Here is a 23,443-nt window from a genome sequence, read left to right as displayed (position 1 = left end):
AAGATATGATCGATGTCACCCCCCAGCCCAAGCCCAAGCGCGGCAAGGGTCTGCTGCGTGTGATCGGGCTTTTGCTTGCAGGTGTGATGCTCGCCGGGGCAGGGTTCGGGGCCGGGTGGTTCTATTTCTCGCGCGTGCAATCGCCTGTCACCGAGGCGCTGCGGCTGATTGACAGAAGCGAGGCCGCATCTGCCGAGGAACCGCAACCGGGAACACCGCAAAAGGTCGCCCGACCCGCGCCCGAGACACAGGCGTTTGTAACCACATACTACGCCTTTGCCGAGCCGCTGACCACCAATCTGGCCGGATCGCGGCGCTTTCTTCAGATCGGCATCTCCCTTTCCACGCAATATGATGCCACTGTGATGACGCATGTAGAGACACATAAGGCGGCCATCCGGTCAGACATGCTGGCGGTGGTCAGCGGGTTCAGCGAAGAACAGATCACCGGACGCGAGGGCCGCGAGGCGCTGGCAAACGCGCTGAAAGAGTCGATCAATCAGCGTCTGGTGGCGCTGGAGGGGTTCGGCGGGGTCGAAGGCGTGTTCTTCACGTCCTTTGTCTTGCAATAGGTTCGTCATGGCCAAACCAACGAAACTCTCTTCAACCGAGGTCGCAGCGCTTGTCGGCGGGCTTATCGGCATGGATGCCGATACCGAAGGCGAGGGCATGCTCAACGGCCTGCCCGTGCGCCCCTATGCCTTCGGGTCCAACGACCTTTCGGGCTTTGGCGATTATCACGGGCTGCGCATGATCAATGAACGCTTTTGCCGCATCGCGCGGGCCGCCTTTCTGCCCATGCTGAAGTTTCAGCCGCGCCTGTCCAGCTTTCCGCCCGAATTGCGCACCTTTGACGATTACCGCAACAGCCAGGACAATTTCATCTCGCTGACCATCTCGACCACCGACGAGTTGCGCGGCAGCCAGCTTCTTGTGATGCCGCCTTCCTTCATCTCTCTTTTGACCAATGCCTATTATGGCGGCGGGGCGGTCAGCCCGTCGCAAGCGCGCTCGGAATTCACCGCAACCGAGCACCGGGTGATCGAGCTTGTGACAGACCGGCTTAACGCGGCGCTGCAACTGGCGTGGCGCGATCTGACCAAGCTGAGCTTCGCGGTCACCAGCCGCGAAGAGAACATGCAATTCGTTGCCTTTGCCGATGGCGACGAGATGGTCGTGAACTGCTCTTTCATGGTGCAGCTCCCGGGACAGGAACCGGCGACTTTTGACATTCTCTATCCCCTTCAGATGCTCAAGCCGATCGCCAGCCTTTTGCGCTCGCGCACGCAGTCGGATCAGCTCACCGAGGATTTGAGCTGGCGCGACAAGCTGCAGCAGGCCCTCATGCGCGTCCCGCTTGGTGTCTCCGTGCGCCTGTGCGAACCGCAAATTCCGCTATCGCGGCTGATGTCGCTAGGCGAAGGCGAGGTGTTGCCGGTAACTTTGACCGGTGCCGTCGAGGTGCTGATCGAAGATCAAAAACTGTTCGAGGCGCAGCCGGGCGAATTGGCCGGACATGCCGCCGTTTCCATCACGCGCCAGTGCGCCGCCTGAGAAGAGGACCCTGAGATGACCGATACCGCCACACGCCCCAGTGCCGACCATCTGCGCCTTCTGGAAAACATCGGGGTCACACTGACCGTCGAGGTCGGTCGCGCCGAGCTGACCATCCGGGACCTGCTGCGCCTGTCGGAAGGGTCGGTGATCGAACTGAACCGCATGGCGGGCGACCCGCTCGACGTTCTGGTGAACGGCACCCTGATCGCCAAGGGCGAGGTCGTGATGGTGGGAGATCGCTTTGGCATCCGTTTTGGCCATGTGATTACGCCCGAGGAGCGAGCCGACGCAATCTGACCGTGTGCGCGGGTGATGGCATGAGGCTTGCAGTCTGTGGGTATCGACAGACAAGGACGCCCACATGGACCTGCTACGCGTTGACCAGATCATTATCCTCTCGGCCTTTCTGGCCGGACTTGGCCTTTTATGGGCGCTTGTCCTGCGCAACCGGCAAGAGCTGAACGACCATTTCGGACGAGGTCGCCGCCTGCGCGTGCTCGAAACGGCGGCCTTGGGGCCGGCAGACCGTGCCGTGATCCTCACGGTGGACGGGCAGGACTTTCTGTTGCTCAAGCTCAAGGGTGCGAACCCGGTGCTGAAGCCGCTGCGTTCGGCACGTTCGGAATGCGGTGGCATCTGCCAGGCGGTAGACGCGGGATGCGATGGCATGTGCCTGCCGCCCGAGGTCCGCAAATGATCCGCCTGCTTGCGGTTGCGCTGATCGTCCTGCTGCCAGGCTTTGCACAGGCGCAAGGCATTCCGGCGCTGACCCTGACCGAGACGCAATCGGGGGCCAGCTGGTCGCTCTCGCTGCAAATTCTTGTTCTGATGACAGCGCTGACGGTTCTGCCGTCCCTGCTGCTCGGCATGACTGCGTTCACGCGCATCATCATTGTTCTGTCCATCTTGCGACAGGCGATGGGAACCCAGCAAACCCCCCCAAATCAGGTGCTGATCGCGCTTGCGATGTTTCTCACCTTTTTTGTGATGCAACCGGTCTTGACCAATGTATATGACCAGGCGCTTGGTCCGGCGCTGGATGGCTCCATGCCGCAGGAAGAGGCGTTGAAGATCGCGGGCGACATCATGAAGGGCTTCATGATCGAGAACACCCGCCAGAACGATCTGGCGATGTTTGCCGACCTTGCGGGCGATGCCCCCTATGCGGACACCGAAGCCGTGCCGTTTCGCGTGCTGTTGCCAGCCTTCATGACATCCGAGCTCAAGACTGCGTTCCAGATCGGCTTTCTGCTGTTCCTGCCGTTTCTGGTCATCGACATCGTGATCGCCTCGATCCTCATGGCCTTGGGCATGATGATGGTTTCGCCTGTGCTTGTGGCCTTGCCCTTCAAGCTTTTGCTGTTCGTGCTGGTTGACGGCTGGGCCTTGACGGTGGGATCGCTCGCGGCGGGGTATGGCATGGCGGCCGGGGGCGCTGGCTGATGGAATTCGGAAGCGGCATTGCCCAGTTGCAACTCGCCTATTGGACGATCCTCTGGACGGCAGGGCCTATCCTTGTGGTGGCCCTTGGCGTCGGCCTTGTGATCGGTGTCATTCAGGCGGCCACCTCGATCAGCGAAAACACGCTGAGCTTTGTGCCTAAACTGGTGATCGTTATGGTCACCATGGGCCTGACCTCTGGCTACATGATGGTGACCATGACCGATTACTTCGGCTTCGTCTTTGAAACCATCCGCGCGATCCGGTAGCGAGATGGAGGGCGCGATCTTTACGCTGCCGGGTATGGATCTGGCCCGACTGGCCGATCCCGCGGCATCGTTCTTCTTCGCCATGTTGCGGATCGGCTCTTTTCTGGTGGCCTCTCCTGTGTTCGGCGGGCGCTTTGTGCCGCTGCCAATCCGCATCGTTGCGGCGGTTTGCCTGACCTTGCCGGTAGCAAGCGCCCTCGGCCTGCCCGATGCCGACGGGTTGGCGCGGCTTTCGGCGGTGCCGCTTATGCTGGCGGAAATTGCAGTCGGTCTGACGGCAGGGTTGGTCCTGACCATCCTTTTCGCTGCGGCGGGTCTGGCGGGCGACAGGATCGCCAATGCCGCCGGACTGGGCTTTGCCATGCAGGTCGATCCGACCGCAGGTGGGCAAAGCCCTGTGGTCGCGCAGATTTTCGGACTTGCATTGATGTTCGTCTTTCTGGAGACGGACGGACATCTGGTGGCGCTGCGCATCTTGCTGGACAGCTACGCCACCTATCCGCCCGGAGCGACGCCCGCGTTGGGTGTGCTCATCACGGCGGGCGTTACGGCAGGCGGCACCATGTTCGCGCTGGCCTCGGCCCTGATGATGCCGGTGGTGGCGGGCCTACTGGTGCTGAATCTCGCTGTCGGGGTCGTCACGCGCTCGGCGCCGCAGCTGAACCTCTTTTCGGTGGGTTTCCCGCTGGCGATCCTTGCCGCTTTCGTGCTGCTCTGGCTGACGACGCCGCAAATGTTTGACGGGCTGGTCGGCGTGGTCGAAGCCGGAGCGGGGCTGATCGGCAATATGCTTGCTCCCGTTGTGACAGGCCCCTGACATGGCAGAGAATGATGACGGCGCCGAACGCAGTCACGAGCCTACGCAAAAGCGTCTTGACGAGGCGCGCCGCGAAGGGCGGGTGCTGACCTCCAAAGAGATGATGGTCTTTGTCACCATGGCGGCAGGCACTCTGGTGATCGCGGCAAGCCCGCTTGCCGGAACTTATGTTGCGGCCCGATGGTCAAGCCACTTGCGGCTGGGCCCCCCCGAGACGCTGGATGCGGCCTTGTTTTCCGCGCTTGGCACTGCCGGGTTCGAGGTGATGGCGGCGGCGCTCGCGGTGGCCGTTCCGGTGATGCTGGCGGCGATCCTTGCGCAAGCCGCGATGGGAGGGCTTGGCTGGTCGGCCAAGGGATATGCGTTCAAGCCCGAAAAGCTGGACCCGATGAAGGGCCTTGGCCGCATGGTGTCGCTGACCGCGCTGGTGGAACTGGGGAAGGCCTTGGCCAAGGTCGGGCTATTGCTGTCGGTGACATTCTGGGTGGTCTATGATGCGATGCCCGAAATCGTCGTGCTGGGCGATATGCCCACGGGCGATGCGGCCAAATTGTTCGCCAATCTTGCATTCCGGCTGTTTGCGGCGATGACGCTGGTTCTGGGGCTGATCGGTATTGCCGATCTGCTTTGGCAATCGCACAAGATGCAGCAATCGCTGCGGATGACCTTTGACGAGGTGAAACGCGAGAGTCGCGAGGACAACGGCTCGCCCGAGGTGAAGGGGCGTTTGCGCCGGATGCAGATCGAGGCGAGCCAGCGCGGATCGCGCGAGCGCGCAGCCTTGGCACATGTCCCGACGGCCTCGGCAGTCATCACCAACCCGACACATTTCGCGGTGGCGGTGCGCTATACCGCCGGCGTGGATGAAGCGCCAACCATCATTGCCACGGGCCGCGACCAGATGGCGCGGCAGGTGATCGAACGGGCGCGCAAGGCCGGAGTTCCCATTCTGGGCCTGCCGCCCTTGGCGCGTGCGCTTTACTTCACGGGCGAAATCGGCAGCCAGATCCATGTCGGGCTTTACGGCGCGGTTGCCGCCGTTCTTGCGCATATCTGGCGGATCGAACGCGGTCTGCGCGAGGATTTGCCCGAGATCGACCTGCCCGAAGACCTTCAATTCGATGCCCTCGGCCACCGCGCCCGATAACTCGGCACGATACTTGCATCCTGTTCCTGCCATCTTTCGGGAGAGTCTGCCGTGCCATCTGCCGCCCCACAGCCATGCCGCATCTGCCAAGCCGGACAGCGCATCAGTACCTTTACCTTTCTGGTCTTCGGGCTCGGGCTGGCGTTCGCGGCGGCCGATCCTGCCGAAACACCGCTGCGGCAAGGCGCTTTGGCGATCTGCGCGGTTCTGTCCTGCCTTGCCGCCATCCGCTTTCCCATCGCGCGCATGGTCGGGTGGTATCGCGAACGCCGCCTCCGGCGCGGCCCCAACCCCTTGCGTCAGGTGCGGAAACAGAACCCATGACTGAAAAGAAATCCTCTCGCGACGACGCCGTTCAAGAGGCGATCACCAAAGCGCTGGACGCCGCCGCCGCGGCAACCGATGCCGCACATGAAACCGAAGCGGTTTTGCTGGCCCGCTCCGATGCCGCGAAATCGATGGAACGCGTGGCCCGTCGAAGCGGCTGGATGGCACTGGCGGCGGGGGGCGCCTCGGTTGCCGTGCTGGTGCTTGGCGGCTTGCTTGTCCTTCGCAGCGTAGCGGATCTGCGCGAGGCCGGAGAGGTGCAAGCCGCCGCCGCCGCTGCCTTTGTCGAGCGTCTGGCCGAAATGAACGGCGCGCTGGATCGGCTCGACCTAGCCATCGCCGGGCTGGAGGCAGAGAACACCGCGCTTCAGGAAAGCGTATCTGCACAAGTTGCAAAGCTGGACGCGCAGCTTGAACAGATGTTGGCCAAACCCGATCCGTCAGAGGAGGCGGTCGGCCTGGCCGAACAGATCGACAAGCTGCGCACCGACATGATCGAAGCGCTCGCCGAAACCCAGATGCGGCTTTCCGAGCGCATTGCCGCGCCCGTCGCCAAGCCCGCTCCGGTCATCGTGCATGAGGCTCCGGCACCTGTCGCCGTGCCCAAACCCGCGCCAAAGCCAGCCCCGAAGTCGAAGCCGCGGCCTGCGGCGGCGGTGCAGGTTCCCAATCCGTTCAAGTATCCTTGAACGCTGCTCTGGTCCCCAAGGAATCCCTTATGTCGGTTCATTCAACTGCACGCATGACCCTGTGCCTGGGGCGCTGCCGCACCAGCGATCTGGGCCATACCATCGGCCTGAAGTCGGGCGATGTTCTGGTCGGGGTCGGGGGGCGGCCTTGGACCGGGGGTATCGACAAGCTCAAGGCCGAGCTTGCCGCAAGCTCGGGGCTGGTCGCCCTGAGTTTTGCACGGCAGGATGCGATCTGGACAGTGCTGGCCGATCGTCTTGACCTTGGGCAATGGGATCAAGTGCCGCTGCCCGAAGGGCTCGGGTTCAAGGCGTTTTCACCGGCGCTGCTCGACAATTGGGAAGTGGTTGTCGACGCGGATGGCACCCATGACATCTTTGCGGTGCGACCTTCGCTTTTTGCGCTGTTGGTTCCGGCGTTGTGGCTGGCGCAGCAGCGCCTGTGGACCTTGCTTGCAACGCTGGTTGCCGGCTTGGCCGTGGCTTTGCCCGCAGGCTTGCCCGTGGTTCTTGTCCTTTGGGTTGCAGCGGGTGTGCATCTTTGGCGCGGGGGAGCCGGCCACATCAGGGCCTCGCGCAGCGCGGCAGGGTTTTACCGCGTGGGCGTTATCGCAGCGCAGAGCGAGCGTGAAGCGGTGCAGACATGGCAGACGATCCGGCCCAACGCACGTTTCCGCTTCGATCCGCTGCCCGCAGCAAGTCAAGCCCAAACCGCAGGGTGAGGCACTCGCGCCTCTGCGTCATGTCCATAGAAAGGCCCGGCAAGCTTTGCCGGGCCTTTCTATGGACATGACTGCTGGCGTGCGCAGGTTGCGGGTTACACCCGCCCTGACAAGATCGCCTGTCTGCGCCGCACCGAAGAGGGCGGGATGCTGAGTTGATCGCGATACTTCGCCACCGTTCTGCGCGCGACCGAAACCCCTTCCGCCTCCATCAACTGAACCAGTTGATCATCGCTGAGCGGTGTGCCCGCAGGTTCGGCCTTGATCAGCCGCTCGATGCGGTGACGGACCGCGCCGGCCGATCCGCCGGTATCATCGCGGCTGGGCAGGGCGGCAGTGAAGAAATGCTTCAGCGGGAAGGTGCCGTGCGGCGTTGCCATCAAGATGCCGGTTGTCACACGGCTGACAGTGCTTTCGTGCACCCCGGCCTTTTCGGCGATCTCTTTCAGGATCATCGGGCGCAGATGCTCTGGCCCGTGGGTCAGAAAATCGCCCTGACGGCGCAGGATTTCTTCGCCGATCCGCAGCACGGTGCGGTTGCGATGGTCCACCGCGCGCGCCAGCCAGCGCGCCACCGAGAGCCTTTCGGCAATGTATCCACCGGCATCTGCGCGGCGCGGTTCGGCGATGTCGCCGAGGCGCTTTGCCTCGTCATCACGGATCACCACGCGCGGCAGGGTAGAGCGGTTGAGTTCCACCTGCCAGCCGCCTTCGGGTGCGGCGCTGACCAGCAGGTCCGGCGGGCGGATCGGTTCCGGCTCGCTGTCAAAGCGGGTGCCCGGCTTTGGGTCCAGCCGCCGCAGTTCCCGGAGCACGGGCCGCAGGTCGGCGAGCGTAGAACCGCAGGCCCGTGCAAGCCCCGACAGATCGGCATCGGCCAGCAGCTTCAGATTGCCCAGAACCGCATCGAAAAGCGGTGTCAGCAGGCCCTGGTCAATCGCCTGCAGACGCAGACATTCGGCCAAGGTGCGGGCAAAGACCCCAGCAGGTTCCAGCGCCTGAAGGCGGTGTAGCATGCGCGTGGCATCGTCAAGCGGCACGCCCGCACGCTGCGCGATATCCGTCAGCCCGCAGCCAAGCCAGCCAGAGGGTTCCAGCGCATCGACAAAGACGGACGCAAGTTCGATTTCGGCGTCGGTCAAGCCGAGCGTTCCGATCTGCGAGGCCACAAAGGTGTAAAGAGACGTGCCGCGGGTATCGGCAAGAGCGCCGATCCGGTCCCAGTCGTCGTCGCTGCCACGCACAGTGCTGCGCGGGGCAGGCGCGGGCGCCTGGGTCGGTCGGTCGATTTCGACAAAGGGGTTTTCCTCGGATTGGGCCTCGATGAAAGACTGAAGTTCAAAGTTGCCCATCTGGAGAAGAACGATAGCTTGGCGCAACTGCTGATTGACGACCAGCGAATGACGCACTGAAAGGGACTGATTTAACTGCATGGTGTCGCTCCTTGTGAGAGCATCTGCACAGAGATCACAAAGATTTTCAAAAAATCTGTTTGACAGCGCTAATCTGGCGGAAAACCGACGGAAAAGCTCCTGCAGTGTTTGCTAAGTATCTGAAAACAATATGCCTTGGTGCCAAATGGCTCCAAGGCATACTTTTGGTCGTGTCAGGCTTTCGTCAGCCGCGCAGGAGACTCATCACGTTCTGCTTGGAGGCGTTTGCCTGTGCCAGCATCGCGGTTGCGGCCTGGCTCAGGATCTGTCCACGGGCGAGGTTGGTCGATTCCGCGGCGAAGTCCGCGTCCATGATCTGCGACTTGGCGGCCGAAACCGAGGTCGAGATGTTGGTCAGGTTCGAGATGGTCGAGTCGAGCCGGTTGGAGACGGCACCAAGGTCGGACCGGGACTGGCTGATCTTGGACAGGGCGGTGTCGATGACGTTGATCGCCTTGGCCGCGCCCTCGGCGGTGGACAGGTCGATCTCGGCCAGCTGTTCCAGCTTCGCGCCCGAATTCGAGTTTTCGAAGAAGGCTTCGTCGGTGGTCACATCAGAGGAGTGGACCGAGAACACCTTGGTCGACGACATTGTGACCTGGCCGGTCACAGTGGCATCGTCGCCATCGGTCAGGGTGGTGGTTGAGGTAAAGCCCGTGGTGGCGGCGGAGCCGTCAGCGTTGAGCACGTCCACGTCCATCGACAGGTCGGTGCCCGTGCCGTCATCCGAGGCAAAGCCGGTGATTTCGATATTGGCCCCGGTCGAGTCCTTCAGGATGATCTCGCCATTGTTGTCGCCCATCGTGGCGGTCACACCGGTTTCCGAGGTCTTGGCGTTGATCGCATCACGCAAGGACCGCAGGTCGCTTGCATCCGAGATGGCGACAGGCCCGATGTCCTTGTCGTTGATCTTGAACGACATGGTACCGGCCGCGTCGAGGTTCGACAGCTTGGCCACGGTCGCGGCTTCGGCCTTGACACCGGTCTGCGAGGTCTTGGCGTTGATCGCTGCCGCCATTTCCTTGGCGGACATGCCTGCGGTCTGGTCAACTTCGGCAGATCCGGCAAAGCCCGAGATCACCAGTGTCGTGCCGCCGGCGATAGCCGAGGCACCGGCTGCGACGTTCACGTCCGACTTCAGGGTGAAGGCACCGATGGCGGTGGCACGGGTGCTTTCCACGTTCACCGAAACGGTCTGGTTCGCGTCGGCGCCGATCTGGAACTGCTTGCCGGCGAAGCTGCCGTCCATGACCTTCATGCCGTTGAAGGTGGTGGTTTCCGACACGCGGTTGATTTCCGCGATCAGCTGACGGCTTTCCGACACGATGTTCCCGCGATCGGACGAGGTGTTGGTATCGTTGGCCGAGGTCACTGCCAGTTCGCGCAGACGCTGCAGCATCGACGACACTTCGACATGGGCCGATTCCGTGGTGTCGATCAGGTTCTTGCCGTCGGTCGCGTTGCGCACCGCCTGGTTCAGACCCATGATCTGCGCGGTCATCTTTTCGCCAATCGCCATGCCTGCGGCATCGTCTTTGGCGGCGTTGATGCGCAGACCGGTCGAAAGGCGGGTCATGGCGGTGTTGAGCTGATCATTCACGCGGGTCATGTTTGCCTGGGCAGACAGGGCACCGATATTGGTATTGATGCTGGTCATCGAGCTTCTCCTCAGTGGCGGTGGGTGCACCTTGCGGCGCCTGACACTCAGAACGGCCATCACGAAAAAAGTTTAGCCGCCGGTCCAAGGTTTCTGGCACGCCGCTTGCCCTACCAAGGCTGACGTGACCGCAGGGGACAGCATGGACATCGCCGCACTGATCGGATTCATCGGGGCCATCGGCATGATCATTGGCGCAATGATCTTTGCCGGAGGGGTAGGCCCGTTCATCGATATTCCATCCATTCTCATCGTTTTCGGAGGAACTGCGTTTTCGGCGCTGTCCACCACGTCGATGCCCGCCTATCTGGCCAGCTTCAAGGCGATGGGGCAGGTGTTTAAAGCGTCGAAGCTGCAGAATGATGCCTTGGTCAAACGCATGATCGAGCTGTCTGCAATCGCCCGCAAGGATGGCATGATGGCCCTCGAAGGTCAGGCCGTGCCGGACAAGTTCTTTGAAAAGGGCCTGCAGATGCTGGTTGACGGTGCCGATGAGGCAAAAATCGTCAAATTGCTGAAGCAAGAGGTCAAGGCAATGAAATCGCGCCATGAATCGGCGCAGGGGGTGGTGAAGGCCTGGGTGGATATCGGCCCCGCGATGGGCATGATCGGCACGCTGATCGGGCTTGTGCTGATGCTGGGCAACATGTCCGACGTCAAGGCGATCGGCCCTGCGATGGCGGTTGCGCTGTTGACCACGCTTTACGGGGCGATGGTGGCCAACGTCATCTTCGGCCCCATCCTGACCAAACTGCAATCGCTGACCTCGGGGGAACTCGAATACCGCGCGCTGGTGATCGAAGGTCTGCGCGGCATTGCACGCGGAGACAGCCCCCGGATCATCGAGGATCAGATGATCGCGGCGCTGGAACCTCCGGCGCAGGCCAAGCTGCGCGCTGCTGCATAAGGGAGCCAGAGCCGTGGCAAAGTTAAAGGTTGTTCCGGCCCCGCCGCCTGTCGAGGAAGAAGACGAGCAGGATTGCCCGCGCTGCCCCCCCGTGGGCGCGCCCGCGTGGATGGCAACCTTTGCCGATATGGCGACGCTCTTGATGGCGTTTTTCGTGCTGATCCTGTCTTTTGCCAATTTTGACGAAGTGTCCTTCAAGAAAATGACGGGCGCGCTGCGCGAGCACTTCGGGGTGCGCCTGATCGATGTCATGCAAAATCCCGACAGCTTGACCATTCTGGATATGAATTCTCCGCCAGCCAGCAACCCACCGTCACCCGAGGATGTACCCGACCCTGCGCAGAGTCCGTCTCCGGGCAGCGAGGCGCAAAAGCCTGATCCCGAGTTGCAGCGTGTGACCGAGTTGCTGGAAGAGGCGATCAGGGATGGCTCTGTTACGGTCAGCGGCGAGAATGGTGCGGTGACGGTGCGCTTGCCCGAAGGAGGGGCTGCAGCCGAGCTTGCGCGCGCCCTTGCGGCCGGGGCCAAAGATATTGCCGGGCCGCCCGGCGCAGCCGAGGGACAGCAGAGCGGCACCGGACGCCAAGGCGATGCGGCAGGGCAGGGCACTGAACCTGACGCGCAATCGGCGCAGGGCGAGGCCGGAGCCTCGGCCAAACGGCGCGCGGCCATCGCCGATGCCCGGCTCAAGGTGGCTTTGCGGGAGATCGACGGCGAAGGGCTGGTGGATGTGCAGCAGCAGGACGACAAGGTGCTGGTCACCATCGGAGCAGGGGGGGCATTCGGGTCCGGTTCTGCGACGCTGACCGATGAGGCGCGCGAGATCATGTCGCGCATCGCGCTGGCAGCAGTGGCCGACAGTGGCAATATCACGGTGACGGGCCATACCGACAGCGTTCCTCTGACCGGCGGGCAATTCACCGACAACTGGGGATTGGCCGCTGCCCGTGCCGCGTCGGTGGTGCGCGAACTGGCGCAAAGCGGCGGCGTCGAGCCGTCACGCCTGTCGGCGATCAGCAAGGGCGAAAGCGTTCCGGTGGCAGACAACGGCACCGAAGCGGGCAGATCCGCCAACCGCCGGATCGAAATTTTGTTCGACTTCTCGAATAGTTCCGCGTCTCCCTAAGATGGACGCAGCCAGAACCGTTTTGACCGATAACAGGAGGCTGCCATGTCGTCGGATCTGCTGAGCGCATTGAACAAGAATGGAAGTGGACTCAACCTCAAAGAGTTGACCACAGCCCTTGTCTCTGCGGAAACCACACCGAAGCGGATCGCGCTGCAAAGCAAGATGGACAGCGAGACGGTGAAGCTGTCGGCGCTGGGTCAGGTCCGCGCGCAATTGTCTTCGCTTTCGGGTGTGCTGGGCCGGATCGCTGGAAATCCGGTTCTGACCGTCACCACCTCGACCGCCGCCATCATGCCCAAGGTCACCGACCGCAACCAGTTGCGGTCTTCGGCGGTTCCGGTGGACGTGCAGGCCCTTGCCACGCGGCAGGTGCTCGAGTTTGGGGGCTTTTCATCGCCCCGCGCTGTCATGGAGGCGGGGCGCATCACGGTAGAGATGGGCCAGTGGGACAAGGCGACCGCATCCGAGTTCACCCCTGACGCCAGCCGCCGGGCGGTCAGCATCGATGTTCCTGCCGGGTCCACGCTTGAAGATGTGGCGGGGCTTCTGGGCCGCGTGGCCGGCGTGACTGCGCGCGTGATCAACAAGGGGGATGGCAGCTTTTCCCTCGGCATCGTGGGCGATACCGGCGCGGCCAACGGGCTGCGTCTGACCGCAGGCGCGGGTGATGGCAGCGGCGAGGTCAGCCTGTCGGCGCTCGATACCACCACCTCCAATGCCGAGCGTCAGGTTCAGGCGTCGGCCGATGCGCGGGTGATCGTCGATGGCATCGCCATCTCGCGCCCATCCAACACGCTCAAGGATGTTTTGCCGGGGATGGACATCACCATTTCTGCCGTGGTGTCCGGTTCCTTGTCGGTCGAGCGTGACGAGAGCGCCGCACGTGCCAATGTGGAAAGCCTCGTCGCCGGCCTGAACGAGACGGTGACGCTGTTGCGCACGCTCACCTCGCGCGGGGTCGGGGAAGGCGTGGCGGGAGATCTTGCCGGAGATCGCAGCATCGAAGGGCTGGAACAAGCCTTGCGCAAGATGATCGCAACCCCCCTACCTGGTCATGGCGACAGACCGGTGTCGATGGTCGATCTGGGGGTGGCCACGCAGCGCAACGGTCTGTTCCGCTTTGATCCTCCCGCCTTTGACAGGACCTTCGCCCAGCGGGCCGGAGATTTTGATGCCCTGATGGGCGACAAACTGGCCTCCATGACCGAAGGCATGGTGGTGCGCGGGACGCCCGGCAAGGATCTTGCCTCGGGAGAATATGACTTCCGGCTTGGCCCCGATGGCAGCGGCTCCATGGGCGGCTATCAGATGCACGGGCTGAACCTTGGCGGCGGCGCGCGCACCTTTATCGGCACGACAGGCCCGGTTCAGGGGCTGATGGTCACCGTCGATCCGGGCGTCACATCGGGCAAGGTTCAGTTCGGCCGCAGTCTTGTGGGCGCGATGGGGCAACTGCTGGCCGAGGCCGGGGCCAGCAATGGAGCTGTCGGTCGGCGCGAGGCGGACTTGACAGCATCCTCCACGAACAACCGCCAGCAACTCGACCAGCTCGAGGCAAAGGCCGCTGTTCTGCAAAAGCGCTATCTGACCAAGTTCGCGGCGATGGAACAGACCGTCAGCCGGATGAACAGCACGGGCAGCTATATCCAGAACCTTGTCGACATGTGGGCCCGCAAACCCTGATGCCCCGCCGGAACTGGCGCCCGACCGTTAGCGGGTCGCGATACCATATTTGCGGATCTTCTCGATCAGCGTGGTGCGGTTGAGCCGCAGGGTGTCTGCGGTTCTGCTTACGCAGTTGCCGCTGCGCTCCAGCGCGGCCGAGATCAGTGCAACCTCGATGTCGCGCAGATAGCCGCGCAGATCGAGACTGGTCTGCCCTTGGCCAAGAGCTTGATGAAACAGATCGATCGGGGGCAATCCCGCCTCTTCGGGGCGCGTCGCGCAGTGGTCCTGCTCTGCCTCCGATGCCGGTTCTGGGCAGCAAAAGCCCATCAGATTGTCACGCACCTCGCGCGCGCCGACCCGTTTGCCGGGGAACAGCAGACACGCCCGCAAGAGCACGGTTTTGAGTTCGCGGATATTGCCCGGCCAGTCATGTGCCGTCAGCGCCCGCAAGGCGGTTGCGTCAAACTCGGGGAGCGGCTGGCCGGGATGAGCCATGGCGCGATCGTCCAGCAGATGCTCCAGAATGTCGGGCAGGTCCGACAGCCGCGCGCTGAGCGGGGGAACCTCGACCGGAAAGACGGCAAGCCGATAGTAGAGATCCTCGCGGAAGCTGCCCGCACGTGCCATTTCGGCAAGGTTGCGATGGGTTGCGGCGACCAGACGGAAATTCATCTGCACCGGGGCCGATCCGCCAAGCCGCCGCACCATGCGCGTTTCCAGCACACGCAGCAGTTTGGCTTGCAGACTGGCGGGCATATCGCCGATTTCATCCAGAAACAGGGTGCCGCCTTCGGCCTGTTCGATAAGCCCCGCACGGGCACGGTCCGCCCCGGTATAGGCCCCCCGCTCGGTGCCAAACAACTCGCCCTCCAGCAACTCTGCCGGAATGGCGGCGCAGTTCACCGCCACGAATTCGCCCGTGCGTCCCGACAGCCTATGCAGCGCCTCTGCGACCAGTTCCTTGCCCGCACCGCTTGGACCCGTGATCAGGACGGGAGCGCTGTCGGGGGCCATTGTTGCGATCAGCCGCTTCATTGCGCGCATCACCCCCGAACGGCCGGGAATAAGGCGATCTGCGATGGCAACAGGTGCCTCACGCAGAGGTTGCTCCGAGGGCGGCATGATCCAATGACTTGTCATAGAGATGTCCTTCTGAACGTCTGTATCCCATCCATGCTTCAGTCAGTTCTCCAAGCATATTCTCCCTGCGGATGAATTCGGCTGTCAAAATGTTGACATTTGCCAATCGGAAGATCCGACCCATCCGAAAGTCCGGAAGAATAATTTCTTTCGTCGCCTAACATCCTCGGCGGGCAGCGCCGTTATTACTGGCAAATCCCTAGAAGAGTGATCGGGGCAGACCACATGTCCAACGGCAGACAAAATGCGCTCGTGCCGGTGCGCGATCTGGCTCCAGCCCGCAGGGCCTCGTCGAAGGTTTTCGATGCAAGGGCAGCCTATGCCGAAAGCGGGCCGGGGGCCGATCCCTATACGCTCGTCAACGCGGAGACTTCGCTTGACGACCGCGCACAGGTGGAGCGGTTCTTGCCCGACATCCTTGGCCGCGCGCTTGCCCGTTCGTGGATCGATTCCAGCTTTCGCGCCGCCTTCCTGTCCGATCCGGTGCGCACCTTGGCGGTTCACCGCATCCACCTTCCTGCTACGATCCGCATCGATGTGGTGACCGAGGGTCAGACCCGGCCGATGGTTGTGGTTTACGAGGAATCCGCCAAAGGCGCGCCGCGCCGACGCCTGCTTTATCTGCAGCTCGTCATGGTTGCGGGCAAATGAGCCGCCTGCGGCTTTCCCTTGTGCTGCTGCCCTTGGTGCTGAACGCGCCGTCGCCCGTCTGGGCCGATGGTTTCGAAGCCGCCGTGGCTGCGTCGCGCGAGGGGCGGCATGGCGAGGCGGCGGCGGTATTTCACGACCTTGCCCGCGCCGGAGACGCCGAAGCTGCGTTCAATCTTGCGCTCTTGTTTGCAACGGGTGTCGGCCTGCCGCAGAACAGGACAGAGGCTGCCTATTGGGCATGGCGCGCGCGTCTCGCCGATGTGCGGGCTGCGGATGGGCTTTTGGCGCGGATCTGGCCGCTCGAGGACACGGCCCGCCGTGACGCAATCGCCCAGCGCCTTGAAGCCGATTTCCTGCCGCTGGCGCAGTCAGGCGACGGGGCGGCGATGTTGCAGCTTGCCGCGGTGCTGACAGTGGTGCGGGAAAAGCCGGACCTTTTGCGCGCCCATGCATGGCAATCCATTGCTGCCGCGCTTGATGTGCCGGGCGCGGTGGGCGCGCGCGACGCGACACTTGCCGCCCTTCCCGCGCCCGACAAGGTCCGCGCGCAGGATGAGGCGCTGATCGCATTTCGGGACTGGTGCATCGCGCAAGACAAGCCGCAGGCCGCCGCGTGCCGCGTGGTCTTGCTGGAGCCGCAAGCCGGACAAGAGGCGGGCTGACCGGCCCGCACCATCGGGGTTATCCGGACCTGTCATGAACAAATGCAAGCGGGGCCGCACAAGGCAGCCCCGCTCTCCGTTATCTGGCACGGATTAGTGGGTGCGAAGCAGTTTGAGCGTGCGGATCGCCTCGGGCTGCAAACCCAGATCGGCGCTGATCCGCTCTGTCGGCAGACCGTCGCGGCACATCTGGATCGCTTGTTCGATCATCCGCTCGCCTGCCAGCCATTCGACATCAGAACGCATATGCGCAAGATCCTGGCGCAGCAGTTCCATATCGGCGCAGCGCTGAAGTTCCTGCGCGCTCAGGCGGGTTTCGATCCGTTCGATGATGGTGCCGATTTCCGGCATGAGCATGGACTGCACATCTACGGAATTGTCGCCAAACCGCTTGCTGGCGTCACGCCATGCCAGAACCGCGCCAAAGGTCATGAACACCAGTCCGGCTGCAAAGCCGCTGATGATCAAAAGGAGGGGCAGGGACAGGGAAAATGTCACGATAAGGCCTTCATGGGTTCAGGGCATGGACATCGCGGAACATGGCTTCCGCGATGAGATCTGGTTTGATCGGGTAGCGGCCTTCGGCGATTGCCGCCCCGATCTGTTCGACAAGTGCCTTATCGATGGGCGGACCCTGCCGAAGCGCATCCGGCAGCGAGAGCGCGCCCGAGGACAGGCTCAGGTCATCTGTGCTCGGCGCTCCCGCGCCGCGGTTGTTCGATGCCGAGGCGGCAGAGCCGCGGGTATTTGCCGGATCGACGTCGCCCGAAGGACGAAGCCGCGAGATGTTGTTCGAAGAGATCGGATTGACCATGACAGCCTCCATTTGCGATGAGTAACGGCTGTTCTTCGCGGCATGTTAGGGCGGACCCTCACAATCCCCGGAGCAATGATGACCGCCTCAAAATCCGAGCCTCCATCGGGCTTGCGCAGAGCGATGCGGTCGCCCACCGTGCCGCCAGACCGGGCCGTGGCGGTGCTGATGATCTCGATCCCCGAAACCGTCAGCAGGACCGTGACGGGCTGATCTGCCTCCACGTCCAGCGCAGGTTCGAGGTGCCGCTCCAGAACGGGCTGGCCGGGTCTGAGCGCGACGCGCAAGCGCCTGCCGATGGCCAGCGCAGGGTCATCCAGTCGCAGGGCCGGAGCAAGGCCGGCCGCGGTGCCGGACGCAAGGTCTTGCGCGCTGATCCGCGTTCCTCGCGGCAGGGGACGGAGCGCCACCACTGTTGTGGCGGCGGTGGGGGCCGAGCTGCGGGCGGGCGGGTTGCCGGTCGCGGGCGGGGCAACAGCCGCCGCCGATCCGGTGCGCAACAGGCGCACCCAGGGGATAGGGGCGTCGCAAGCCAGTTCTGCCGTGGCCCAACTGCCCCCGTGCGGCGTCACGCGCGGCGCGTGGGCGCAATCCGGCAGGGCACGCAGCGGGACGGCCATTTCGGGCACGCTGACCCCTGCCACGCGCATTGCATCGCGCACCAGATCCACCGCCGCCGCGCCGCTGATCGGTTCGGCCTGCGCAAGCTGTCCTGCAAGGGCGCAGCCCGCCAGACAAAGAATGCGCGCCGTGCCCATGCGTGCCACCCTCACAGCCGGACCGCAGTTTCGAAAAAGCGCACGGGCCGGCCCGCCAGCCTTTTGAGCGAAAGCGCCGGATCAAGCGGCATCAGAACCGTGCTGCGATCGGCAAGTTGCACCACCTCCAGCACTTCGGTGCTGGCTTCTGCATCTGCGGTGAAGGCGAGGCTGGACCGTGCGACGCCATGCGCACGGCCCACCGGCACGACAAGCTGGCCGCCAGAAAGTTCCAGCCTTGCCAGAACCGGCCTGCACCCCGCATCTTTCAGCAGATCGGACAGTGCCGGTCGTGCGCCTCCGGCCAACTGATCGGCCAGACCTTGACGGTCGGGTTGCGCCAGGACAGCCGCCGCGCCGAGCAGCGATGGCCGCGGCAGGCGGACGCTGGCATCATGCAGTTTTTCCAGCTTTTCTCCCGCAGGCCCCTTCAGGGTCAGGCGCAGCGACAGGTTCAGCCGCCCGCCGGATGGCTCTACGGTGATGTCGGTGAACAAGCCATGACCACCGGGCCTGATACGGGCATTGCCGCCGGTCAGCCCCCTGTAATCGCCCTTGTCACGGGCCGGATCATCATTCGGAAGCCGGTCGGAACGGGTCAGACCCGCCACGGCGGGATGCGCCTCAGCCAGTTCGGCAAGCCGGTAACCCAGATCATTTGCCAGTGCCGCCGCCCATGCGGGCGCTGCGGGGCTGACGCGCGCACGGGGCGGATACATGGTGACAAACAGCTGCCGGTCCCCGCTACAAGCCGAAATGCTGGGTTGTCCGATCTGGGCGCGAATGCGGATGCGCCAGAGCCGTCCGTCAAACTCTTCGGCCACAACCTGATGCGCCAGAACACTGGCGGTCGGCGTCACGATCAGCAGGTCCGAGGTCATCCGGGTGCCGGACATCACCGAATGGCCCTTGACCAGCGCGCCTCCGGCAAGCGCCGCCGACAACAGCGCATCGGCGAGGGCGCGCCTGCGGGCGGCGTCGCGGTCATTTGCCCCGTTTACCGAGGCGCTGCCCAAAACTTCCACCCATTGCTGCGATCTGGCGAAAGCCGCCGATCCGGGCAAAACAGGGCACAGCAAGGCGGCTCCGGCAAAGCACAGCACGCTTCTGCGGTTTGGCATAGTCATGCGCCTGCCCTCACCGCGCGAAGGATGTAGGCAACTGTATCGGGGTCGAGTTCCATCACCACCGAATAGCCATCATCGCCCTTTGGTTCGATGGATACCGTGCGCGCGCCGCGCAGACTGCCCTCGACATGGGCCGACAGACGGTCATTGCGCAGCACCGCATCGCTCAGCAGGCTGTCCGAGCTGATGCGGATGCCATGCACCTGTTCGGTCAGATCGCGCAAGGCATCAAGCCGCGCCGCCCGCATTGCCAGCAGGCGGCGTTCGTTGAGCGTGGCCCCCGGCTGACCCGACACCTGTGAAAACCCGCGCCCCGTCAGCGCAGCGCTGGCAACTGGCTCGACCTGCGGGACCGGCGCGGCGCGGTCCATATGGTCCAGCATGTCCTTTGTCTGGGCAAGCGCCAACGTCCGGTCGGTGGCATCGAGAGGCACCGCATCCACCGCGCGGGGGCCAGACCCCATGCAGCCCGCCGTCAACAAAAGGCAGGCAAGGGCGGCGGCCGGTGGGGCAAAACGGGGCGAAAGGCGCATTGGAAACTCCGTGCAGCGGGGGCGGATGAAACTGCGGCTTCGCTTGCAATACCCATGCCAAAGACCACGGCTTTTGGGCCCTTTCCGTCCGGTGCGCATGGCACGGGACTTGCACGACATCGGCCTGAGTGACCGCAAGGAATGAAGGCCAGACATGACCCTCACGACATCTGCCCCGGCAAAAGGGCGCGCAAAATGAACAGCACGTTCAGCCTTGGCTCCATGCGCGCACAGGCCGGCAATCTGGCTTTGCCTCTGGGCATCATCGTCATCATGGCGATGATGATCGTGCCTCTGCCCTCGGCGCTGCTCGACATCTTCTTTGTGGGCAACATCCTGCTGTCATTGCTGGTCCTGATGGTCGCTGTCCATGCGCAGCGCCCGCTCGACTTTTCGTCCTTCCCCTCGTTGCTGCTTATTGCCACGACCTTGCGTCTGGCGCTCAACGTGGCGTCGACGCGCGTTGTGCTGGCCGACGGGCATACCGGGCCTGGCGCGGCTGGCCACGTGATCGAATCCTTCGCCAACTTTGTGGTCGGGGGGAACTTCTTTGTCGGCCTGCTGGTCTTTGTGATCCTCGTCATCATCAACATGGTGGTGATCGCCAAAGGTGCGGGGCGGGTGTCGGAAGTGTCGGCGCGGTTCACGCTGGATGCGATGCCCGGAAAGCAAATGGCGATCGACGCCGACCTGAACGCAGGTTTGCTGACCCCCGATCAAGCGAAGGCACGGCGCGAGGAGGTGGCGGCAGAGGCCGATTTCTACGGCGCGATGGACGGGGCGTCCAAGTTCGTCAAGGGCGATGCGGTTGCGGGCCTCGTGATCCTTGCCATCAACGTTCTGGGCGGGATTATCGTCGGCACCATCCAGCATAACCTGAGCCTCGGGGTGGCCGCCGACACTTACGTGCGCCTCTCTGTGGGCGACGGTCTTGTGGCACAGGTTCCTGGGCTGCTGCTGTCGCTTGCCGCCGCGATCATTGTCACCCGCAGTTCCGGCGCAAGCGATATGGGCGGGCTGATCGGCAAACAGGTGCACATCGCACAGGCTTGGGGTCCGGCTGCAGCGGTGCTGCTGACGCTGGGTCTGGTGCCGGGAATGCCGAACCTGATCTTTCTTCTGGCGGGTGCGCTGGCCGGGCTTGCCGCCTATCTTGCGCGGCGTGGCGCGTTGCAAGGCGTTGCTGCTGCGGCGCGTCCGGCGGCAGGAATGGCTGCAACCGATGCCGCCGATGTTTCGGCCCGTCCGGCTGACAGCGCGCCGACGCCGATCACCGTCGAGGAAGTGTCTGATCTGGCCCCGCTGTCTTTGCAGATCGGCTACGGGCTGATCCCGCTTGCCTCGGGCCGGGAGGGGGGCAATCTGGTGGCGCGGATCACCGCGATCCGGCGCGAGCTGTCCCGTTCTCTCGGTATCGTGGTGCCGGGTGTGCGCATCCGTGATGATCTGTCGCTCGGTCCCAACAGCTATCGTCTGCGGATCGGTCAGACCATCGTGGCCGAGGATGACATCCACGCCGAGCGCAAGCTGGCAATCCCGGGCCATTCCAGCACCCGCAAACTGCCCGGCATCGAGGTGAAGGACCCGTCCTTCGGTCTGGATGCTGTCTGGATATTGCCGCACCAGCAGGCCGAGGCCGAGGCGGATGATTACACTGTCGTCGATCCCGAAGCGGTCATCGCCACCCATATCGGGCAGGTTTTGCAGCGCCATGCGGGCGATCTGCTCGGCCCCGACGATGTGCAAAGCCTGCTCGACGCGCTGACCGAGGTCGCCCCGACGCTTGTGCAAACCGTCGTGCCAAAGCTGGTCCCGCTGCATGTGTTGACAGCGGTCATGCGGCAATTGCTGGCGGATCGGGTTCCAGTGTCGGATCTGCGCCGCATACTTGAAGGTCTGGCGCAGTTCTCGGGAACCACCGCAAGCATCGCCGTGCAGGCCGAAGCGCTGCGACCGGCTCTGGTCCCGCTTTTGCTTCAACAGCTTGTCCCTATCGGCACCAAACTCGATCTTGTCACGCTCAAGCCCGACCTCGAGCAGTTGTTGCTGCGCACGCGCAGGCAGGGCGAGGACGGGCTGACGCTTGATCCGGGTTTTGCCGCCACCTTGCTGCGCGACATCGGCCACGCGCAAGATGAGGCGCAGGCGCGGGGTCAGACCCTCATCATCGTTGTGACAGCGGCGCTGCGCCGGGCTTTTGCGGCCTTCGTGCGTCCCCATCTGCCCGATGCGCTTGTGCTTGGGCTGACCGACATCCCCGAAACCCGGCGCGTCGAGGTGATGCACAGCATCGGCCTTTCCGCCGCGCTGCCCAATGCCGCGCCTCCGGCGTCGGGAGCCTGACAAATGGGAACGGTAACGATACGCGCCGCCGACTCCACGCTCGCCCTCGAAGAGGTGATGCGCTGCCTCGGGCCGGACGCCCTCATCGTCTCGACCCGCCAGCACATGGGGCAGGTCGAAATCATCGCAGCGCCAGCGGGGGGCACCGCGCCGCTTCCTTCGGCCCCCCAGCCGCCAGAGCCGCGAGCGAACGGTTTTGCGGGGCAGCTTTTGCGCCAGCTTGCGCGGGCACCGCTGCATTCTGGCGTGTTGCCGCCGCAGCTTCCCGGCCGGGTCGTTCTGGCCGGCCCCCCCGGCGGCGGGCGCAGCACCCTTGCGCTCCGGCTGGCAGCCGAGGCGCTGCGCAGCCCCGGGGCAGCCCGTCCTGTGCTGGTCGCGCCACGCCCCGACCTTCTGACCGCGCCGGGCCGGCTGTCTGCACAGGCGCGATTGCTGGGTCTGGTGCCGCACCGTCCGGTCTGGTCCCCAGACGGGCCGTTTCCTCTCGAGTCTCCCGCGATGGACACCACGCAGATCGTCGATCTGTCCGATATGCCGCCGCTCGATCCTGCGCGGCTCGGCGAGATCGCGGCGCGCAGCGATGCCGCCCTCTGGCTGGTGCTGCCGACGGGCCTTCATCCGGCGCAGATCGACAGGCTTTGCGCCCCCTTCGCGGGGCTGGCCAGCCATGTGGTGATGACCCGCACCGATCTTTGCCCGCCGACAGAAGATGATCTGGACCCGGCACTGCGCCACGGCCTGCCGCTTTCGCTTCTGGCAGGGGGGGCCGGTCTGCTCGACGCGCTGACCGCCCTTGCTGCCCCCGTGACCGACACCCCCGCATCCGAGCGGCCTGACTGGCCTGGTTCGGCCCTGAATTCAGAGGAGTTGCCCGATGCTGCCGCGCGCCTATCGTGAACAGGCTCTGTCGCCCAACAATCTGGTCGAGTCTCACCTGAACCTTGCACGCCGGATCGCGTGGCATATCCACGGCCGCGTGGGCAAGCGGGTGGAAATCGAAGACCTGCTGCAAGTGGCCTATATCGGCCTGATGGATGCCGCCCGTCGCTATGTCGCCCAGCCCGGCACCCCGTTTTCCGCTTATGCCGGTATCCGCATTCGCGGTGCGCTGATGGACCATCTGCGCGCTCTTGCCGGGCAGGCGCGCGGAACGCTGCAGATGCAGACCAAGATCCGTGCGGCGGAAAGCCGGCTGGAGCAAAGCCTGATGCGCCGCCCGCGTGAGGATGAAATCGCGCAGGCCCTGTCTCTGACCGCCGAGGAACTGGCTCATTGGCGGATGGAATTCGATGTGCATCAGCAAAAATCGCTCGATGAGGTCTATACAGACCAGTCGCTGATCTTTCGTGATCGCGCGCCCAGCGCCGAAGACAATCTTGCGCAGGAGATGCTCAAGCGCCAGTTGCGCAACGGGGTTGCCAACCTGCCCGAGCGCGAGGCGCTGGTGCTGCAACTTTACTATGTCGAGGAACTCAACGTCTATGAAATCGCCGAAATCCTCAAGGTGACTACGGGCAGGGTGTCGCAGATCAAGAAGGCGGCCATCGAACGTCTGAGAAAGGCGCTTGCGGGCGATGATGACGACTGACCGGCCAGGGCACCCGCAACAGGGCCGCCCCATGCAAAAGGACCGCCCCGGAGTGCGGGGCGGTC

27 protein-coding genes are annotated in these 23,443 nt (G+C 63.9%); 19 read left to right on the top strand and 8 right to left on the bottom strand.

The features are described from left to right. Window positions 1–5 precede the first annotated feature (5 nt). The 11 genes from G3572_RS03625 to G3572_RS03575 all read left to right on the top strand — a co-directional run bounded on the left by G3572_RS03625 (window position 6) and on the right by G3572_RS03575 (window position 6,968). Entirely contained in the window at window positions 6–572 is a 567-nt protein-coding gene (locus tag G3572_RS03625; protein ID WP_164609290.1) for a flagellar basal body-associated FliL family protein, read from the top strand. A gap of 7 nt (window positions 573–579) precedes the next feature. After that, entirely contained in the window at window positions 580–1,554 is a 975-nt protein-coding gene (gene fliM, locus G3572_RS03620; protein ID WP_164609289.1) for a flagellar motor switch protein FliM, read from the top strand. A gap of 15 nt (window positions 1,555–1,569) precedes the next feature. Next, the gene (gene fliN / locus G3572_RS03615) at window positions 1,570–1,854 is read left to right on the top strand and encodes a flagellar motor switch protein FliN (RefSeq protein ID WP_164609288.1); all 285 of its coding nucleotides are present in this window, start codon (window positions 1,570–1,572) and stop codon (window positions 1,852–1,854) included. Window positions 1,855–1,918: 64 nt separating this feature from the next. Beyond that, on the top strand, window positions 1,919–2,254 hold the full coding sequence (locus G3572_RS03610; protein ID WP_240335384.1) for a flagellar biosynthetic protein FliO: 336 nt from the start codon (window positions 1,919–1,921) through the stop codon (window positions 2,252–2,254). Beyond that, entirely contained in the window at window positions 2,251–3,000 is a 750-nt protein-coding gene (gene fliP, locus G3572_RS03605; RefSeq protein WP_164609287.1) for a flagellar type III secretion system pore protein FliP, read from the top strand. Before G3572_RS03610 ends, fliP begins: the two co-directional genes overlap by 4 nt. Continuing rightward, window positions 3,000–3,266 carry a flagellar biosynthesis protein FliQ gene (gene fliQ / locus G3572_RS03600; RefSeq protein ID WP_164609286.1) on the top strand — a complete coding sequence of 89 codons (267 nt, stop codon included), beginning with the start codon at window positions 3,000–3,002 and terminating at the stop codon, window positions 3,264–3,266. The genes fliP and fliQ overlap by 1 nt, the downstream gene beginning before the upstream one ends. A 4-nt stretch (window positions 3,267–3,270) precedes the next feature. Beyond that, a complete protein-coding gene (gene fliR / locus G3572_RS03595; RefSeq protein WP_164609285.1) occupies window positions 3,271–4,083 on the top strand; it encodes a flagellar biosynthetic protein FliR in 813 nt (270 codons plus the stop codon). Window position 4,084: 1 nt separating this feature from the next. Beyond that, complete coding sequence (locus G3572_RS03590; protein WP_164609284.1) at window positions 4,085–5,230, top strand: EscU/YscU/HrcU family type III secretion system export apparatus switch protein; 1,146 nt, start codon at window positions 4,085–4,087, stop codon at window positions 5,228–5,230. A 51-nt stretch (window positions 5,231–5,281) separates the two neighbouring features. Further along, window positions 5,282–5,554 (top strand): hypothetical protein, encoded by a 273-nt coding sequence (locus tag G3572_RS03585; protein WP_164609283.1) that lies wholly within the window; start codon window positions 5,282–5,284, stop codon window positions 5,552–5,554. Beyond that, on the top strand, window positions 5,551–6,246 hold the full coding sequence (locus G3572_RS03580) for a hypothetical protein (RefSeq protein WP_164609282.1): 696 nt from the start codon (window positions 5,551–5,553) through the stop codon (window positions 6,244–6,246). The genes G3572_RS03585 and G3572_RS03580 overlap by 4 nt, the downstream gene beginning before the upstream one ends. A 29-nt stretch (window positions 6,247–6,275) precedes the next feature. Continuing rightward, the gene (locus G3572_RS03575; RefSeq protein WP_164609281.1) at window positions 6,276–6,968 is read left to right on the top strand and encodes a hypothetical protein; all 693 of its coding nucleotides are present in this window, start codon (window positions 6,276–6,278) and stop codon (window positions 6,966–6,968) included. Window positions 6,969–7,063: 95 nt separating this feature from the next. Here the strand turns inward: G3572_RS03575 and rpoN are convergent, their stop codons facing one another. After that, entirely contained in the window at window positions 7,064–8,401 is a 1,338-nt protein-coding gene (gene rpoN, locus G3572_RS03570) for an RNA polymerase factor sigma-54 (protein WP_164609280.1), read from the bottom strand. Window positions 8,402–8,585: 184 nt separating this feature from the next. After that, complete coding sequence (locus G3572_RS03565; RefSeq protein WP_164609279.1) at window positions 8,586–10,058, bottom strand: flagellin N-terminal helical domain-containing protein; 1,473 nt, start codon at window positions 10,056–10,058, stop codon at window positions 8,586–8,588. Window positions 10,059–10,200: 142 nt separating this feature from the next. Between G3572_RS03565 and G3572_RS03560 the strand changes: the two genes are divergently transcribed. Genes G3572_RS03560 through fliD form a run of 3 tightly spaced genes read left to right on the top strand, consistent with a single transcriptional unit; the run spans window position 10,201 to window position 13,777 of the window. Further along, window positions 10,201–10,965 carry a motility protein A gene (locus G3572_RS03560; protein ID WP_164609278.1) on the top strand — a complete coding sequence of 255 codons (765 nt, stop codon included), beginning with the start codon at window positions 10,201–10,203 and terminating at the stop codon, window positions 10,963–10,965. Between the two features lie 13 nt (window positions 10,966–10,978). Next, on the top strand, window positions 10,979–12,091 hold the full coding sequence (locus G3572_RS03555; protein ID WP_164609277.1) for an OmpA family protein: 1,113 nt from the start codon (window positions 10,979–10,981) through the stop codon (window positions 12,089–12,091). Between the two features lie 45 nt (window positions 12,092–12,136). Then, window positions 12,137–13,777, top strand: a complete 1,641-nt coding sequence (gene fliD, locus G3572_RS03550) for a flagellar filament capping protein FliD (RefSeq protein ID WP_164609276.1) — start codon at window positions 12,137–12,139, stop codon at window positions 13,775–13,777. 27 nt (window positions 13,778–13,804) lie between these two features. On the opposite strand, the gene G3572_RS03545 is transcribed toward fliD, so the two are convergent. After that, window positions 13,805–14,902: a sigma-54 interaction domain-containing protein gene (locus tag G3572_RS03545; RefSeq protein WP_164609275.1), complete on the bottom strand. Its 1,098-nt coding sequence runs from the start codon at window positions 14,900–14,902 to the stop codon at window positions 13,805–13,807. A 225-nt stretch (window positions 14,903–15,127) separates the two neighbouring features. Between G3572_RS03545 and G3572_RS03540 the strand changes: the two genes are divergently transcribed. Together G3572_RS03540 and G3572_RS03535 are read left to right on the top strand one after the other, a co-directional pair. Continuing rightward, window positions 15,128–15,553 (top strand): hypothetical protein, encoded by a 426-nt coding sequence (locus G3572_RS03540; protein WP_164609274.1) that lies wholly within the window; start codon window positions 15,128–15,130, stop codon window positions 15,551–15,553. Continuing rightward, a complete protein-coding gene (locus G3572_RS03535; protein WP_240335383.1) occupies window positions 15,550–16,215 on the top strand; it encodes an SEL1-like repeat protein in 666 nt (221 codons plus the stop codon). The genes G3572_RS03540 and G3572_RS03535 overlap by 4 nt, the downstream gene beginning before the upstream one ends. Before the next feature lie 93 nt (window positions 16,216–16,308). Here the strand turns inward: G3572_RS03535 and G3572_RS03530 are convergent, their stop codons facing one another. From G3572_RS03530 to G3572_RS03510, 5 genes are read right to left on the bottom strand one after another with little or no spacing between them, the layout of a single operon-like run. Continuing rightward, a complete protein-coding gene (locus G3572_RS03530; RefSeq protein WP_164609273.1) occupies window positions 16,309–16,713 on the bottom strand; it encodes a hypothetical protein in 405 nt (134 codons plus the stop codon). Between the two features lie 10 nt (window positions 16,714–16,723). After that, entirely contained in the window at window positions 16,724–17,002 is a 279-nt protein-coding gene (flgM, locus tag G3572_RS22355) for a flagellar biosynthesis anti-sigma factor FlgM (RefSeq protein ID WP_354003995.1), read from the bottom strand. After that, window positions 16,894–17,787, bottom strand: coding sequence for a flagellar basal body P-ring formation chaperone FlgA (gene flgA, locus G3572_RS03520; RefSeq protein WP_164609271.1), 894 nt, complete (start codon window positions 17,785–17,787; stop codon window positions 16,894–16,896). Before flgA ends, flgM begins: the two co-directional genes overlap by 109 nt. A gap of 11 nt (window positions 17,788–17,798) precedes the next feature. Beyond that, window positions 17,799–18,908, bottom strand: a complete 1,110-nt coding sequence (locus G3572_RS03515; protein WP_164609270.1) for a flagellar assembly protein T N-terminal domain-containing protein — start codon at window positions 18,906–18,908, stop codon at window positions 17,799–17,801. Between the two features lie 2 nt (window positions 18,909–18,910). After that, complete coding sequence (locus G3572_RS03510) at window positions 18,911–19,447, bottom strand: LPP20 family lipoprotein (RefSeq protein WP_164609269.1); 537 nt, start codon at window positions 19,445–19,447, stop codon at window positions 18,911–18,913. A 195-nt stretch (window positions 19,448–19,642) separates the two neighbouring features. On the opposite strand from G3572_RS03510, the gene G3572_RS03505 reads away from it, so the two are divergent. Genes G3572_RS03505 through G3572_RS03495 form a run of 3 tightly spaced genes read left to right on the top strand, consistent with a single transcriptional unit; the run spans window position 19,643 to window position 23,378 of the window. Then, window positions 19,643–21,790: a flagellar biosynthesis protein FlhA gene (locus G3572_RS03505; RefSeq protein WP_164609268.1), complete on the top strand. Its 2,148-nt coding sequence runs from the start codon at window positions 19,643–19,645 to the stop codon at window positions 21,788–21,790. A 3-nt stretch (window positions 21,791–21,793) separates the two neighbouring features. Further along, window positions 21,794–22,687 (top strand): hypothetical protein, encoded by an 894-nt coding sequence (locus G3572_RS03500; protein WP_164609267.1) that lies wholly within the window; start codon window positions 21,794–21,796, stop codon window positions 22,685–22,687. Beyond that, entirely contained in the window at window positions 22,665–23,378 is a 714-nt protein-coding gene (locus G3572_RS03495; RefSeq protein WP_164609266.1) for a sigma-70 family RNA polymerase sigma factor, read from the top strand. Before G3572_RS03500 ends, G3572_RS03495 begins: the two co-directional genes overlap by 23 nt. Window positions 23,379–23,443 lie beyond the last annotated feature (65 nt).

The organism is Pseudotabrizicola algicola (genome assembly GCF_010915705.1).
Lineage (GTDB): Bacteria > Pseudomonadota > Alphaproteobacteria > Rhodobacterales > Rhodobacteraceae > Pseudotabrizicola > Pseudotabrizicola algicola.
This window is presented reverse-complemented; position numbering and strand designations above follow the sequence as displayed.